Source organism: Salegentibacter tibetensis (assembly GCF_020164485.1).
GTDB classification, from domain to species: domain Bacteria; phylum Bacteroidota; class Bacteroidia; order Flavobacteriales; family Flavobacteriaceae; genus Salegentibacter; species Salegentibacter tibetensis.
In genome coordinates this window covers 1-14,180 of sequence record NZ_JAIQZA010000005.1, presented here as the reverse complement: position 1 = coordinate 14,180, position 14,180 = coordinate 1, and the positions used below count along the sequence as shown (strand labels likewise).

The 14,180-nt window shown below is 34.8% G+C and carries 12 protein-coding genes; 7 read left to right on the top strand and 5 right to left on the bottom strand.

Annotation, left to right across the window (positions count from 1 at the left end):
• Entirely contained in the window at positions 1–1,299 is a 1,299-nt protein-coding gene (locus tag LB467_RS03610) for a PepSY-associated TM helix domain-containing protein (RefSeq protein WP_224472660.1), read from the top strand.
• A 408-nt stretch (positions 1,300–1,707) separates the two neighbouring features.
• Here the strand turns inward: LB467_RS03610 and LB467_RS03605 are convergent, their stop codons facing one another.
• The 5 genes from LB467_RS03605 to LB467_RS03585 all read right to left on the bottom strand — a co-directional run bounded on the left by LB467_RS03605 (position 1,708) and on the right by LB467_RS03585 (position 5,883).
• Positions 1,708–1,938, bottom strand: coding sequence for a hypothetical protein (locus tag LB467_RS03605; protein ID WP_224472659.1), 231 nt, complete (start codon positions 1,936–1,938; stop codon positions 1,708–1,710).
• Between the two features lie 77 nt (positions 1,939–2,015).
• Positions 2,016–2,720 (bottom strand): hypothetical protein, encoded by a 705-nt coding sequence (locus tag LB467_RS03600; protein ID WP_224472658.1) that lies wholly within the window; start codon positions 2,718–2,720, stop codon positions 2,016–2,018.
• A complete protein-coding gene (locus tag LB467_RS03595) occupies positions 2,717–4,321 on the bottom strand; it encodes a type IV secretory system conjugative DNA transfer family protein (protein ID WP_224472657.1) in 1,605 nt (534 codons plus the stop codon). Before LB467_RS03595 ends, LB467_RS03600 begins: the two co-directional genes overlap by 4 nt.
• Before the next feature lie 11 nt (positions 4,322–4,332).
• Entirely contained in the window at positions 4,333–5,358 is a 1,026-nt protein-coding gene (mobB, locus tag LB467_RS03590; RefSeq protein ID WP_224472656.1) for a MobB family relaxase, read from the bottom strand.
• Entirely contained in the window at positions 5,359–5,883 is a 525-nt protein-coding gene (locus LB467_RS03585) for a BfmA/BtgA family mobilization protein (RefSeq protein WP_224472655.1), read from the bottom strand.
• 1,178 nt (positions 5,884–7,061) lie between these two features.
• On the opposite strand from LB467_RS03585, the gene LB467_RS03580 reads away from it, so the two are divergent.
• The 6 genes from LB467_RS03580 (at position 7,062) to cas3 (ending at position 14,075) form a co-directional block, all read left to right on the top strand.
• A complete protein-coding gene (locus LB467_RS03580) occupies positions 7,062–7,898 on the top strand; it encodes a type IV toxin-antitoxin system AbiEi family antitoxin (RefSeq protein WP_224472654.1) in 837 nt (278 codons plus the stop codon).
• Complete coding sequence (locus LB467_RS03575; RefSeq protein ID WP_224472653.1) at positions 7,895–8,689, top strand: nucleotidyl transferase AbiEii/AbiGii toxin family protein; 795 nt, start codon at positions 7,895–7,897, stop codon at positions 8,687–8,689. The genes LB467_RS03580 and LB467_RS03575 overlap by 4 nt, the downstream gene beginning before the upstream one ends.
• Before the next feature lie 449 nt (positions 8,690–9,138).
• Positions 9,139–10,947, top strand: coding sequence for a hypothetical protein (locus LB467_RS03570; RefSeq protein ID WP_224472652.1), 1,809 nt, complete (start codon positions 9,139–9,141; stop codon positions 10,945–10,947).
• A 1-nt stretch (position 10,948) separates the two neighbouring features.
• On the top strand, positions 10,949–11,869 hold the full coding sequence (gene cas7i / locus LB467_RS03565) for a type I-B CRISPR-associated protein Cas7/Cst2/DevR (RefSeq protein WP_224472651.1): 921 nt from the start codon (positions 10,949–10,951) through the stop codon (positions 11,867–11,869).
• 5 nt (positions 11,870–11,874) lie between these two features.
• Positions 11,875–12,606, top strand: a complete 732-nt coding sequence (cas5, locus tag LB467_RS03560; RefSeq protein WP_224472650.1) for a CRISPR-associated protein Cas5 — start codon at positions 11,875–11,877, stop codon at positions 12,604–12,606.
• The gene (gene cas3, locus LB467_RS03555) at positions 12,603–14,075 is read left to right on the top strand and encodes a CRISPR-associated helicase Cas3' (RefSeq protein ID WP_224472649.1); all 1,473 of its coding nucleotides are present in this window, start codon (positions 12,603–12,605) and stop codon (positions 14,073–14,075) included. Before cas5 ends, cas3 begins: the two co-directional genes overlap by 4 nt.
• The last annotated feature ends 105 nt before the right edge of the window (positions 14,076–14,180 follow it).

Genomic DNA, 14,180 nt, shown 5'->3' with positions numbered 1-14,180 from the left:
ATGAAATTAAAGAAAAAACATTTTTTTCAATTACATAGTTGGATTGGCACCAGGTTAAGCATACTATTTTTTATAGTATGCTTTTCTGGTACTTTAGCTACGCTTAGTAATGAAATGGACTGGCTTTTTTTTCCTGAAATAAGAGCGAAACCCCAAACTGAATTAATTAATAAGAATGTTATTGTTGAAAATGTACGTGAGAAATATCCCAATGGTAAAATTCAATATTGGGACCTTACTGAAGAGTCTTATCTATGCGATATAATTTATGTTGGCATTGATGGTAAAAGAACATATGTTTTTGCCAATCCTTACACAGGAGAAATTCAGGGAAGTACTAATTTAACTTTCCAACGTTTTTTCAGAGACCTGCATTACTATTTATTTATACCATTTCAAATTGGTCATTTTACGGTATTAATTTTTGGCTTCCTTTTACTTATATCCTTAATAACGGCTTTATATTTTTACAAAAAATGGTGGCGAAAACTTTTTGAATTGCAGACAGGAAAAGGAAGATTGGTTCTTTTTAGAAGCTTACACAGATTGGTAGGGCTTTGGTCTATCCCGTTTACTATACTGTTTTCCATTACCGGAATCTGGTATTTTGTGGAGCGGACAAATATTGGTGGAATATCTGATGAGGTAAATCCATCATCTCCTGAACTTACTTATAATGCAGAAAAACAATCTCAAGAAAATATTAGTTACACTGTTGATTATGCGAGGGCTTCGGCGATTGCTAAGAAAGAAATACCCGGAATTAAAATAGGAACTTTATTACCCCCAACTTCCCTTGAAAATCCTATTTATGTCACGGGAAAAAGCGATGTTCCTCTAGTAAGAAAAAGAGCGAACCGCGTTTATTTAGATCCTATAACTTATGAGACTGTAAAAGTTCAAAAGGCTGAAGATATAAGTACAGCTATGTGGTTGAATGATATAGCCGATCCTTTGCATTTTGGATATTGGGGAGGACTTATAACAAAATTCATCTGGTTTATTTTTGGATTGGGAATTAGCGGACTAATTTTAACAGGAATTTGGATAACCCTTAAACGCCAGGCTGTTAAAAGAAAAACTAAACGCAAGCCTGTTATGGGCATATGGCGTTATATAAACTGGGGAATATTTATTGGTTTTGTTGCGTTTATGTATACAATTTTAATTACTCGATATCACATATCCAGCCAGGCTTTGATAACAATAACTTTTGGATGGCTTGTTTTCTTATTTATTGCATACTATATCTTTCATTATAGACTGAAGAAAAGTATCTGGTCAAAAGAGTGTAAATAGATTAACTCGGGAAGTATTTATTATCAAAAATTTATAATTTCACCATTTTCAGGTCTGTTTGTCATGCCAGGTTAGTGTTGTTATACTTTTGTATATCCGCTAAGAGACCAAAAAGGCAAAATTGAAATAAAGTGTCACGTCGAGCGCCAGCCCGACTAGGTACTGGCGGGCAGTCGAGACGTTTTTGTTTGACCCTTCGACTGCGCTCAGAGTGACAAAAACTGTTTTTAGGTTTCTAAACGGATAAGCATGTTATACTTTAAAAGATAGTCCAGGAAAAGCCTTTTTCCTCCTTTGTTCCTCAACCACTTTCTATCAATACTCTCGTACAATATGAATAGGTTTCCATCAACCAATTTCGGGTCAATAAAGTTAGCCCTGGTATCTAATTCAGATATTATATTCCTTTCAATTATTATTTTGTTTTAGTTTATAATAGGTGCCGGGGCCTTTTCCTTGTCGAATAATTAACTTGTCCTCATCTACCAATTGAGCTAAAATTTCTGAAGTCTTACTTGATTTAGCCTTAATTAATGGAGAAGCTGTACCCCTGTTTATGGTTTGATGGTCTAAAAGGTAGAGAAGAATTTTTTGCTTCTCGGGAGTTAATCGTCCGTAATCGGTCGTAATCGGCCTCAATCGGTTGAACTTCGGCTTTTATCGTTTGCAAATCATCCTGTGAACGAATGAATTCAAAATCTAGCACTCAGAATTTTTTACAGTGGCTCTCCATAGTTTTTATTCTTACTAGTATGCAAGTTGTCCCGATTATAGGGCGGTGAATTAAACTTTTGATCAATTTTTATTTCGTCAGCTTTTATCATCCAATTTTGGGCACAGGCCTGCCAGTTTCTAATTGGATTTTTGCCATTTAATTTCCATCCTATGGATTCGTAAAAATTATAGAATTTTTTAGCCTCTATAGAACTTCTTTTTTCTTTTTTGAAATAGGCAATGACTACTTGTTCATTTTCTGGACCTGTGTTTCCATAAGAGTTTATTATATGTTTACTTTTATGTTTACTTTTATGTTTACTTTTATGTTTATTAAAAGAGACCAATTTTTGAACAGGTACCTGTTCAGAAAATGGATAAGTCTTGTTCATTTTTTGATCAGCGAGGATGTCAAATCTGAACATGTCAATGAGTGATCCAATTTGGGGATTATTGGAAGGATGGTATTGAAGATATCCCCAGGCTTTTAGATCCCAAAGTAATTTATGGTAGGTAGTTCGAGACCTTATTTTAGCCAGCGACATTACCCGTTTACTATTTACCATGATGGTTTTTGGAAAACGTTTCTGATTCCATAACTCAAAAAACGCCAGGTAAAAACTGCGGTGTGAAGATGAGATTTTGTTGTCATTGGAAAATTTTCGTAATACTCCGTTTAGGTGGCTAATGTAATTGACCTCTTTCATTTCTGGAAGTTTTCAGATTTATAGATCGCTTTGGCTTCCCTGTATATTTTCTGAAAATTCAATTCCAGGTCTTCTGCAGAAAATTCCTGCTTAGGAAGCGGTAATTCCTTCGGCCATTCGGGTGTCGAGAATTTTACTTTACGGTCTTTGCCATCGGCAAAAGTTACGAACTGCCCCGGTTTTAAGCGAAAGAAAACATCGGCCCTTATCTTGGCTACTTCCCGTTCACTTTTGGTGGTTCGGGTATCAAAATTCAGGTTATCACTTTTGCTTACACTGATACTTTTCCTCTTTACAATCTCGAAGAAACTTTCATAATATTTCGCAGTATCGGGGTCATTCACCTTTCCGAAAAACTGATAGGACAGGTTACTCAGGATCGCTTTTCCTACTTCTCTACCATAAAGGATATCATTCTGTATTTTATCCTGGATTACATAGACCGTGGCAATATTATAGCTTCGTAGCGTTGCCGGAATACGGTGCATGTTCAGTAAGCGAATCGTGGAAGCTTCTTCCATAAGGATAAACGAACCAAGCCTTTCATGTACACTCATCTGCTTGGTAATACTATGAATAATGGTAGCTACGATGGGGGAATATGCCGATTCGAATTTAGGATTATTCACTACTGAAATCACCCCTGGATTTTCGGAATGATTGATATTTAACGGAATCTCATCTTCTGAAAGGACCATGAAGATCCGCTGCGTGCTAACTTTTTTAAAAGCATTCGAGAGCGTGCTCTTTACCGAGGCTGTCTGTCGTTCGGAATCCACCCCGTTTATAAACGCATTCGCCATAGCCCGGGAGGTGAGATTAGAACTTAAAAAGCCTACTAACTCATAGGTAGTTAATTGTTGGAATAGGGCGATCATATGCGGCAGGGTACAGTAGCTGGGATGATCAGTTTTAAGTTTCCAGATAAGCCCTGCAATTATGCCTTCTGCAGCATCATTAAAGAATTGGGAACTTCCGGAAGATACATTTTCCTTTTTTTCCAATAAATTTTCCAGCAGTACCCGGGAAATCTCGTTCACACTTTCTGCATCCGGCATATAGCGAGGTGCAATGGGATTTACCTTATTATAAATGGTATCAAAGGAAATTATATAAAAGGGCATTTTACCTTCTTTAAATAATGGGTAGGCAATTCTGGAAAGTTCAAAATTTTTATAGTCATGAATAATTCCACAGAAAGTTTGCTTACTGAAATGTCTTAGGAATTGGGCGACCACACTTTCGGTCTTTCCGCTACCCGCAGCTCCAATGATGGAAACCCCTCGGCGGATATCTTTCAATTTAATCGATCCCGAAGATAGCGGCATCCTGAAAGCGTACTTGTAGGTCAACTTATCCTTTTCAATCGTAAGCAACCATTCACTCAGTAGCACATTGATCAGGATTAGTGGAATAAATAGGCGGATGGAAAGCAGCACGAACAAGTTAAAATCAAAACGTGAAGTAAAACTTGTTACAAACAGCAGGAATATAAACCCAAAGTTGATGATAAAACCCCAGGAGGTATTTTTCAGGGAATAGTAAAACAAGCCCCCAACCGCTGTAATAAAAAAAAGGAAAAAATAAATATTTGACAGCATAACAGATAATTTTAATAGCCGATAGAACTTGCTTTAATTCCGGTTTCGATGATTTTTTTTAGTTGTTTATAGGCGAACCCCACTTTATTTTGAGGCAGTTGTAAAACGGGCAATTGTAACCCCGCTTGTCGGATCATCTTAAAAGCGATCTTTTTCTCGTTGATCCCCAGGTTTCTTAAGGATAAAATATATTGCTTTGGATCCTTATTCAGCATTTTCCTTGCGGTATAACTTTCCACATAATTTCTGTTGTACTGGAACATCTTGTCAAAAGCTTTTTCAGAATTTTGAAAAAAACGATCCCGTTCAAATCCTCGCTTCACCATTTTACCATGCATCTCTACTTCTGAAGCTTTATATTTGCTGCCTGGGGAAAGGCTGTAAGTATTTGACGCATCTTTCCTGCTTACAATGATATGGATATGGCTTTGCAGTCCTTCTTTTTTCATTCCCGGTTCCACCACCTGTCCCCGAATTTTATAGGGAGCATCCCTCACTAGCTTTTGAATCTCATTTTCTAGTGTCCGGGTGTTTCCGGGAATCTCACCACGTTCTACCTTCCGAAGTTCATTTTTCAGGTGGGCGATCTGCTTGCTATAGGGGCTATTTTCCCGAATGGCTACATCGTTACTTTTATAGGTTCTTTCATATTCAATTTTGGCGAAATATTTAATGTCGTCAACATTGATAGGCCTACCGTCTATCTCCCGGTTAAAGGAGCCGGCATACTCCTTCATAGTCTCACGGACAAAAGCCTTTAGTTTTTCAGGATTATTATGGATATGTTTTAATTCATACTGGCTGGGACTAATGGTGATGGAATAATATTTGGGTTCTTTGAGTTTTAATTTCGCTGTATTCCCGTCGATCTCTTTAATCACCTCGTACGGCTTTATTTTATCATCATACTGATTAAAGAAATATTCTTTATCCAACGGGCTTTTTCCCTGGTTTTCTTTTTCCAGGTAGCTCACAAAATCCCCTGCGCTTTTTGAAAAAGCGCCACCAGTTTTCTGAGGGGAGATGCTGATATACATTTAGTTCTTCTGTTTTATGGCTATTTTAAATTGCTCAAACTCGGTTCTGGGGATATTCAATTTTAGATAATCCGGCCCGAAGGCCCCGCTCTTTATTTCCACATGATGTAGCAGGTATTCCAGGTCCTTTTTGTTAGCTTTCAATAAATCCTGAAGCCTGGAGATTTCTAATTCTAATTGGGTCAGGCTTTTTTTATTAGAAGCGGAAACATTTTCCTTTTTTGCAATTTCAAGTTTTGGGACTGAGCGCCCTTCTAACAGTAATTCCAGCATTAATAAACCTGGTTTGGTTTGGGTCTTTTCAATATTTTTAAGGATGGCAATAACGGCATCAATCCTTTTTTTAATGAGCTGTTCCAGGCTCACTTTTGAAGGCACTAAGGTTTCAAAAGGAGAGAGGTTATTTTTCTCAAAAAAGTCCAGTACCAGGTCTAAAGTTTCGGACTGTTTGCTATTATTTTTTTTAGAAAACTCCCGGAACCTCTTTGCCGTACTCGCCTTTAATTGCAGCCTTGATTTTGCCATAATGGATACTATTTTAATACTTACTGGCTACCACCATCTATATTCTACAGACCTTTCCAGTGGGGCATATCCACCAGGGTGGATATTTTTCTGGTTTTAATAATTGCTAAACAACACAAAACCAGATTTTTACACATTAAAGAGATCGAACGACATCGCTCTGCGTGTCACCCTCTTGCTATTCGATTTCGTCCCGCAGGCGGGACAAAATTTCCATACAAGTTGGTTTGCACCAACTGCATTCTTAAAAAAGGAATTAAAAAAATCTCTTTCCTTTTTTAAACACATATAATTATAGGACGAAAGTCAAATCAGTAGAATTCCAATTATGATATTAATCAGGAAATCATCACTTTAAGATACTATTTATACCTATTCAATAAAAGTGAAAGTTTCATACGATTTGGTGTCATTTGAGTTATTTTGATATCAATACCTACAATTTTTTGAAATTGGAAAATTTGAGACGGCAGATTTTTAATTTTAGACGTCAAAAACCCATCTAAAATTTCTACCGTTTCAATTTCACATTACCTAATCCACTTATTGAACTAATTTTTAAATGATTTACTTATTATATCCAGAGCATTTTCCTTTTTTTTTGTTTTTTAACCTCAGACTCGATTTATTTTTTTAGGTTTTGAATTGAGACCTTTTCCTTCTAGATTTACTTCCTATAGAGCCGTCACATTACCTTTTTTGATGCTTTTGCTATACAATATCCTGGCCTGGTAAAGCGTATAAAAAGGGTAGGCGAAGCCGGAACGGCTTTATGCCGCTGTCCAGGAAAGGATGTTGTTTTTTTGCGTCTTAAAAAGGAATGGCTCTTAGGATGAAGTCCAAGACCTTTGTAGAGAAGCGCTTTTCCCGGAATGAAGCTTTTGCGAAATGTAGTGGGAATGGGCTGAACGGGTATTATAACATATTGCTAGTCAAACATTCGTACGTATAATAAAAGATGAATTTTTATTCTTCAACTTTCTTAAGCCGATAACTCCCCCATATAGTATTTGAAAATTCACCAGCTACAAATTGAATACTATGGATTAGAAGTGAAATTCTGTAGGTTCATCGTAAAAGATATTGCCGAAAAAGTATAATTTTTCAATAAATGATTTTTCTTAGACAACCTATATTAGAAAAAACCTCATTATGTTTTTAGTAATTATTCGAGAAATATGGCAAAAATCACTATATTTCTCGAAATTTTACTAAAGGTGAGTTTAAGCGAATTTATAAAAGAGCGATTATCCTATGAGGAATATGCTTTTACGTGGAATGAACTAGTTGAAGGGACGACGTCTGGTAAGTCGGAATCCTTGATTCGTAATGATCTTTATTATGCTGTGGGTAATGGTGATGTTGTTTCCCTCCGGCATAAATTCTATTTAATTATTCCGCCTAGATATTCTCATTCCGGCAAACTACCAATTGAGCTATATATAGATAAACTGCTTAGTTTCCTAAATAGGAACTATTATTTAGGATTGTATTCGGCCGCGAGGTATTATGGAGCAAGCCATCAACAAATTCAAAAGGAGTATATACTTCACGATAAATCTCCATTGCTTTCAGTCTCCAAAGGAGCTGTTAAACTTGACTTTTTTACCGTTTCCAACTGGCCAGAAAAAAATATTTTAAATCGTAAGGGTGATGCGGGAATGTTTAAAATATCCAGTCCGGCATTAACAGCAGTCGATTTATTACACCATCAATCCAAAATTGGGGGGTTGAACAGAACACTTTCCATTTTAGAAGAGTTGTTCGAAGAAGTAGAAGTTTCGGATGTAAATGATCTGCTCTCCTGGTATTCCCAAAGAAGCGTATTGCAACGTTTTGGTTTTTTGTTAAATGAATACAATTCGAACTCTGAACCAGCCGAATTAATTTATAGTCATTTGAAGCTTCAAAAGTTTTATCCTGTTTTATTAAGTCCTAAATCGAATCAAAAACCAGGTGCAGTCAATAATCGTTGGAAAGTGGATGTTAATATTAAAATGGAAAGTGATTTATGATACCAAGACCAGATATAGCGAAATGGCAGGTGAATGCCCCCTGGAAAGAGTTTATGCAAGTCGAGCAAGATTTGGTGATCAGTAGGACGTTAGTGGAGTTATTTTCCGATGATTTTTTGAGGGAAAATTTAGCATTTCGTGGAGGAACCGCACTACATAAACTTTACTTAAATCCTGCTCCAAGATATTCAGAAGATATTGACCTGGTGCAAATAAAACCGGGACCAATTAAACCAATTATGAAACGGATAGGTGAAGTCGTTACTTTCTTTGAAGAAGAAAGGCGTACTCAAGTTAAAGGACACGGAGCAAAAGCACTATATCGATTCAATTCAGAATATGAGAATATCAGACTAAGGCTAAAGCTAGAAATAAACTGTAAAGAACATTTTAATGTATTGCCCTGGGTTGAATATCCTTTTGAAGTGAAAAGCAACTGGTTTGAAGGAAAAGCGAATATTCGTACTTACAATATCAACGAATTATTGGGAACAAAATTAAGAGCCCTATTTCAACGCAGCAAAGGTAGAGATCTCTTCGACCTGGACTACTCCAGGCGCAATATGGATCTAGACATTCAGCTGATTTTAAAGTGCTTTAAGGTTTATATGGATTTCTCTGTAAGCCAATCTCCCAGCGCTAAGGAGTTTTTACTAAATATAGAAGAGAAAGAAAATGATCCGGATTTTACTGGCGATATGGAAGCCTTATTAAGATCAGAAATTCAATATAACCAGGTAAAAGCATTTCAATGGTTGAAGGAAGAAATAGTTCAGAAGATATTGATTTAAGAAAATATTATACTAGTAGGTGTCATATAAATTAAGTTAAGAGCATTGGAAAGTTAAAGATGAGACAGGTTAATAGAAAATCGTAGGACCTATAACCTAACGACACCTATCACTAATGGTCTTTTTTCAATAGCTTAGAATCTTTCTTTAATTAAGGGTTTTTCCTAGTTTTTTGTAGGAGTTTATAATTATTTTCAGTAATTATGTTAATCTATTTGGCCTACCCTACTATTCCAAAAAATGAAAGCGACCCGTTAAGGCCGCTTTAAATGTTTTCACAACGGAATAATCCTTATTGTAATATTATTTAACATTTTTCCCAAATGTGGTAAACCGTAAAATCCTGGAAGAAAACCTATTTATATTTAGAAGAAACTAAAATACATCTATGCTTCAAACATTATTAAAAATTGGGGAATGGCAACATCTAAATACAACTCTAATAAAGAATGAATAAAATAGAATTCAACAAAACCTCAAACATTTTTATAAATACAGGTATAATTGCCCTGTATCGTTATCTGGTTAAGTTTGAAAGAAAAAATACGGTAGCAAATCTGAGTTATCAGCTTTATGATGACAAATTGATTGTTGAGTCTGATGATATACTTAATCTTTTAGAAGAAGTCTACTATTTTATGGGAAAGGATATTTATGATACCTCTTCCAAAAAACAGCTTGATAAACTAGAAAATGTTTATTATGATGTTAAAAAAGACGAATTCCATCTTTTTCCTAAAATGAAGACATATGGCTTGGGTCATTTAATTACCAATGACCCTGTTCCCACTACAAGAAATGAAAACAATTGGAGTACGATAAAAAAACTTGACAAAGAAAATCCTGAGTTAGCACTAAAGTTTAAGGCGTATTTTAAAAAGCAGAATTTAAAATTATTATCCAAGATATATTTTAATGAACCCTATAAAAAAATTACGATATTAAATCTGGAGAAAAAATATTGGGAAGAAGGAAAGAACACCTGTCCTATTACTGGTGAAAATTTTAAAACTTTAGATTATGGAAAAAATATCTCTCCTTTTCTTAAAGGTGGAGAGGGCCTAAAAGTTTTTAATTCTCACTTAACATCTTCAGAAATTAAAATTAGCCAAAAGGCAATTTTTTTAGTACGTTTTTCTCCAGTATTGGGAATGTATACTTATTATAACGAAAATAAATCTTTTGTATCCAATTTTTTTAATTCCAGTTCTCTAAGAAATATTAATGCTCTTTATGATGAAGAATTTTTTTATGATAAGGAGGTTATGCAAGCTTGGAAATGGCCTTTTATTCGTAACATAAAACTCCATAATTTTCAATTTGCAAAAAAGGATAGTGAAAAATATTCTATAAATTCTAGCGAAGATTCATTTTCCCCACAAGAAATCACCTTTTTAATTTTACTTACTTTCTATAAGAAGAAATTCGCAGATGAACTCTCATTAAATAACATGGAGGAGATAGATTCTAATGATCTTTTAAGTTTGCTTGGAATCGAGACAAAACCCATAAGCCTTATTACTTTTAAAGCTGATGAATTCGCTTCCACTCTAAGACCAAATTTTTATGAGGAATATACCAATGTGAAATTCATTATTCAGTTTATTCACAAGCTCGAAACAAATAAAGATAAACGTGTTCCAATTGGAGAATTATGGAGAGGATTTATTTTCATAACACCTAAGAATGAAATATCAAATAAAGATATAGGCGAGAAAAGAAATAAAAAGAAAAAATCTCAGCGACAGTTAAGAATAAAAATTTTAGATCATCTATTGAAAGGAAGGTCAATTTTGGCAATTATTGAGTCCCTTTTTCAGAAAAGCTATTTGCTATTGGCTAATGGGGATAATCCTGGCTTTAGGAGGTATGACCTCATTTTAGAATTTGTAAAAATATACGAACAATCAATAAATTTTGGAACTATAATTATGGAAGAATCATTACAACAGAGAGCTATTGGTTTGGGAAAAAGCATTGGTTACGCAATTCTAAACTATGACAATCCTAAAAGTGAAAACGAGAAAAAAGCCAATGCCAAAAATGGAAGAAAATATTTAATAAGTCTTCATAAAGCAAGAACCATTGAGCAATTTAGGGAAACGTTGATTAGAATTCAGCGTAAGTATCAAGTTTCTATAGCCAATGAGATTTTAGAAAGCCTAAATGAAAAAAATTATATCGCTATTAAGCAGTATGCACAAATAGGCGCATTAAATAGCCTGAATGTTGTTTTATCTAACCAAAAAGAATCTTAAAATGAAAGTAAACAGTATTACCCTTACGTATTTATCAAAAGTATCATTTGCCAGCTTAAACGGGGGCGATAAAGAAGTCGACAATATTAATCCCATAAAGAAGATTACTTTACAAGATGGTGAAGAATTGCCTTATGTATCTTCTCAAGCAATACGTCGTGCTCTAAGGGACAAACTAGAAGAATTAGGGAGTGATATTTCTCCTGTAGGTCTTTCCAGTACTGACAAAGGAGCACCTAAAACCGAAATGAATCCAATTAAATATATGGATGATGATTTATTTGGTTATATGGATGCCTCAAAGGGTAAAGATGGTGCAGCAGGGACATCAACAGTTAGAACTTCACCCATTCGTGTAGAGTCTTTACTTGCCCTAGCTACTTACAAAGGTGATTTAGATTATGCCACTAATTTTATGGGCAAGAAGATCGAGTTAAATGCCAATATTTTTGAAACGGAGATACATTCTGGAGTTTATCGAGGAACTATTCTAATTGAGCTTGATAGAATTGGAAAAGAAACGAAGTTGAAAGATGAAAAAACCAGAGAATTAGAAACTGTCGATTTAGTTGAAAATAAAGAAAAAGCTGCTCGGGTAAACAATTTTATCAATGCCTTGCAAATGTTATGGAGCCAGGGAAGACAAACCCGGTTTTTGGCTGATATTTCACCGAAATTCGTTGCAGCGGGTTTAATGAAATCCAAAAACCCAATATTTCTTGAAGCTGTTGATCTAAGCGCGGATGGAGAAATTAATATCGAAAAACTTAACACGGTTGTTTCTGATTATGAGAAATTTATAGAGGGTCATGTTTTTGCAGTTCAAGAAGCAGTTTTCAATAAACAAGATGGGATGGTCAGCCTAAAAGAAGGGTTTGAAAAACTAGAAAACTGGGTTAACAATTATTACGGAGTAAATTAAGAAAGATGAAAAATTTTGTCATCGAAATTGTATGTCAAACCGCATCTTTCAGAAACCCGGACTTTCAGAACTTCCATAAATCGTTAGAACTACCGCCACCTACGACAATTATTGGATTTGCAGGGGCTGCTTTAGGTTATTCCCCGCTTATGGCTCAGGATTTTTTTGATAATTCCCAGTTTGAAATAGGGATTTATGGTACTTACAAGGGTAAATGTAAAGATACCTGGAAGTACAACAAAGGGATTCGAGATATGAGGCTGTATGTCCCAGGACTTGATGGAAGTATCATCCAAAAGGAGTTCCTAATTTTTTCAAGATTTTACATTGCTTTTTCTTCCGAAAATCAAAGTGCTGTCAAACAACTGAATGAAGCTTTCTTAAATCCGGTTTATGCACTCACCATGGGAAATAGTGATTCTTTAGCTCAAATTAAAAACATTGAAGTGAATATCAGTGATACTGAAGCTGATGAAATTGAAAACTGTTTTGTTCAAGGTGATGTGGTTAAAGATGTAATGAGTTTAGCAGACTCTGGTAATCTAAGTTTTTCTATTTACTCGAATGATACATTAACCTACGATTTGCCTGTAAGATTTGAATATGAGGATGATTATGGGAGACGAACAGTTTCTAAAGTAGAAACCTATTCTTTGATAGGAAATAGAATGAAAACAAATTTCAATCTGAAAGGACTAACCTATAAAAATCATTTTATCCCACTATTCAAAATATGAGTGAATTAAATGAAATATGGGCAAAATCCAAACCTGTTGAAACATTAACTCAACATACTTCAGCGGTTCTTGATATCTGGCTAGAATTAAGAGGAAGGTATTCTAAAGAGATTGACAGCAAAGATTTTTGGGATGCTTCTTTTACAGCTGTTGCCTATCACGATTTCGGAAAATTATGCAATATTTTTCAAGAAACTATAAAGGGGGTAAGGGCTTTTAGTGATGACGAACGAGTGCGTCACGAGTTTTTTTCTGGAATATTTCTGTATCTGAATAATATTGAATTCTATGAGCAGGATATTGAAAGTTTAATAGCTGTATTTTCTCATCACAAAGCCTTTAACGATGAGGGTTTTAATGAAAATATATCACGAAATAGCATTATTCCGTTTACCATTGAAAATAGTTTAATTGATGAGTTCGTTGATTTCATTAATAAGCAAGCTGTAGATTTTCAAGTAGCCTTCCCTTCTATTGATAATAAATTAAAGTATACCATAACAACTTCTTATGGAGTGCTGCTGCAATTATACAAGCAAAAGGTTTATAATAAATTGAGCCAAGAGAATTTTTTAAACACCAATAATCGAAAAAATTATATCCTTCATAAAGCTCTCTTAAATATTTCTGACTGGACAGCTTCTGGACACCTTCCATTAGAAAGAGGTATTGCATATAATCAAAATTTTTTAGCAGATACAATTATAGCTAAGCTTAGAGAAGATGGTAAGAAGGAAATTGCTGATAAATTTGATTTTAAAAAATTCCAAAAGGAGAGTTTAGTAGAAACTAACGTACTTGTCCTTGCACCTACAGGTAGCGGAAAAACAGAAGCTGCGTTACTTTGGGCTTCTTCAAAAAAGGATTGGGAACGAATCATTTATTTACTACCTACCCGGGTAACATCTAATGCTATCTACAGGAGATTGACCGCTTATTTTGGAGATCAGTACACCCAATTAATTCATTCATCTGCTCGTCAATATATTAAAGAACAGCTAGATGATTCTTATGATCAAAAGAAATATTTCAGGGATAAGTCATTTTTTAAAAATGTTAATATTTGTACAGTAGATCAATTGCTAACACTTGGCTTTAATCTGGGTTTTTGGGAAGTCAAGACTTTTCATATGATGAATGCACGTGTAATCATTGACGAGATACATTTGTACAGCCCCTATACATTAGGTTTGATTATTTCTACAATAAAATATTTGAAAGATAATTTCAACACTCGTTTTTATATAATGACGGCTACTATGCCCGAAAAATTGAAGCTCTTATTGGAGAAGACTTTAGAAAATGTCACTGTTATAAAAGATACTGAATTACTGGAAGAGTCTAGAAATCAATTTGAAATAAGGGAAAACCTAATTGAAGAATCTTTAGATGAAATTATTGCAAATATTGAAGATGGCAAAAAGGTATTGATAGTAGTCAATACAGTTGGATATTCCGGACTAAGCTGACCCCTCTAAAGCCCACCTTTTAGGTATCTGTCATTCCGGCGGATGCTGACCCCCTTATAAATTAAAAAAATGGCTGGCCGGCAAAATTATTCCGGAGCATACTGA

Coding starts and splice junctions, on each gene's coding strand:
- LB467_RS03610 (WP_224472660.1), top strand. CDS start 1: ATGAAATTAAAGAAAAAACATTTTTTTCAATTACATAGTTGGATTGGC.
- LB467_RS03600 (WP_224472658.1), bottom strand. CDS start 2,720: ATGAAAGAGGTCAATTACATTAGCCACCTAAACGGAGTATTACGAAAA.
- LB467_RS03595 (WP_224472657.1), bottom strand. CDS start 4,321: ATGCTGTCAAATATTTATTTTTTCCTTTTTTTTATTACAGCGGTTGGG.
- mobB (WP_224472656.1), bottom strand. CDS start 5,358: ATGTATATCAGCATCTCCCCTCAGAAAACTGGTGGCGCTTTTTCAAAA.
- LB467_RS03585 (WP_224472655.1), bottom strand. CDS start 5,883: ATGGCAAAATCAAGGCTGCAATTAAAGGCGAGTACGGCAAAGAGGTTC.
- LB467_RS03580 (WP_224472654.1), top strand. CDS start 7,062: ATGGCAAAAATCACTATATTTCTCGAAATTTTACTAAAGGTGAGTTTA.
- LB467_RS03575 (WP_224472653.1), top strand. CDS start 7,895: ATGATACCAAGACCAGATATAGCGAAATGGCAGGTGAATGCCCCCTGG.
- LB467_RS03570 (WP_224472652.1), top strand. CDS start 9,139: ATGAATAAAATAGAATTCAACAAAACCTCAAACATTTTTATAAATACA.
- cas7i (WP_224472651.1), top strand. CDS start 10,949: ATGAAAGTAAACAGTATTACCCTTACGTATTTATCAAAAGTATCATTT.
- cas5 (WP_224472650.1), top strand. CDS start 11,875: ATGAAAAATTTTGTCATCGAAATTGTATGTCAAACCGCATCTTTCAGA.
- cas3 (WP_224472649.1), top strand. CDS start 12,603: ATGAGTGAATTAAATGAAATATGGGCAAAATCCAAACCTGTTGAAACA.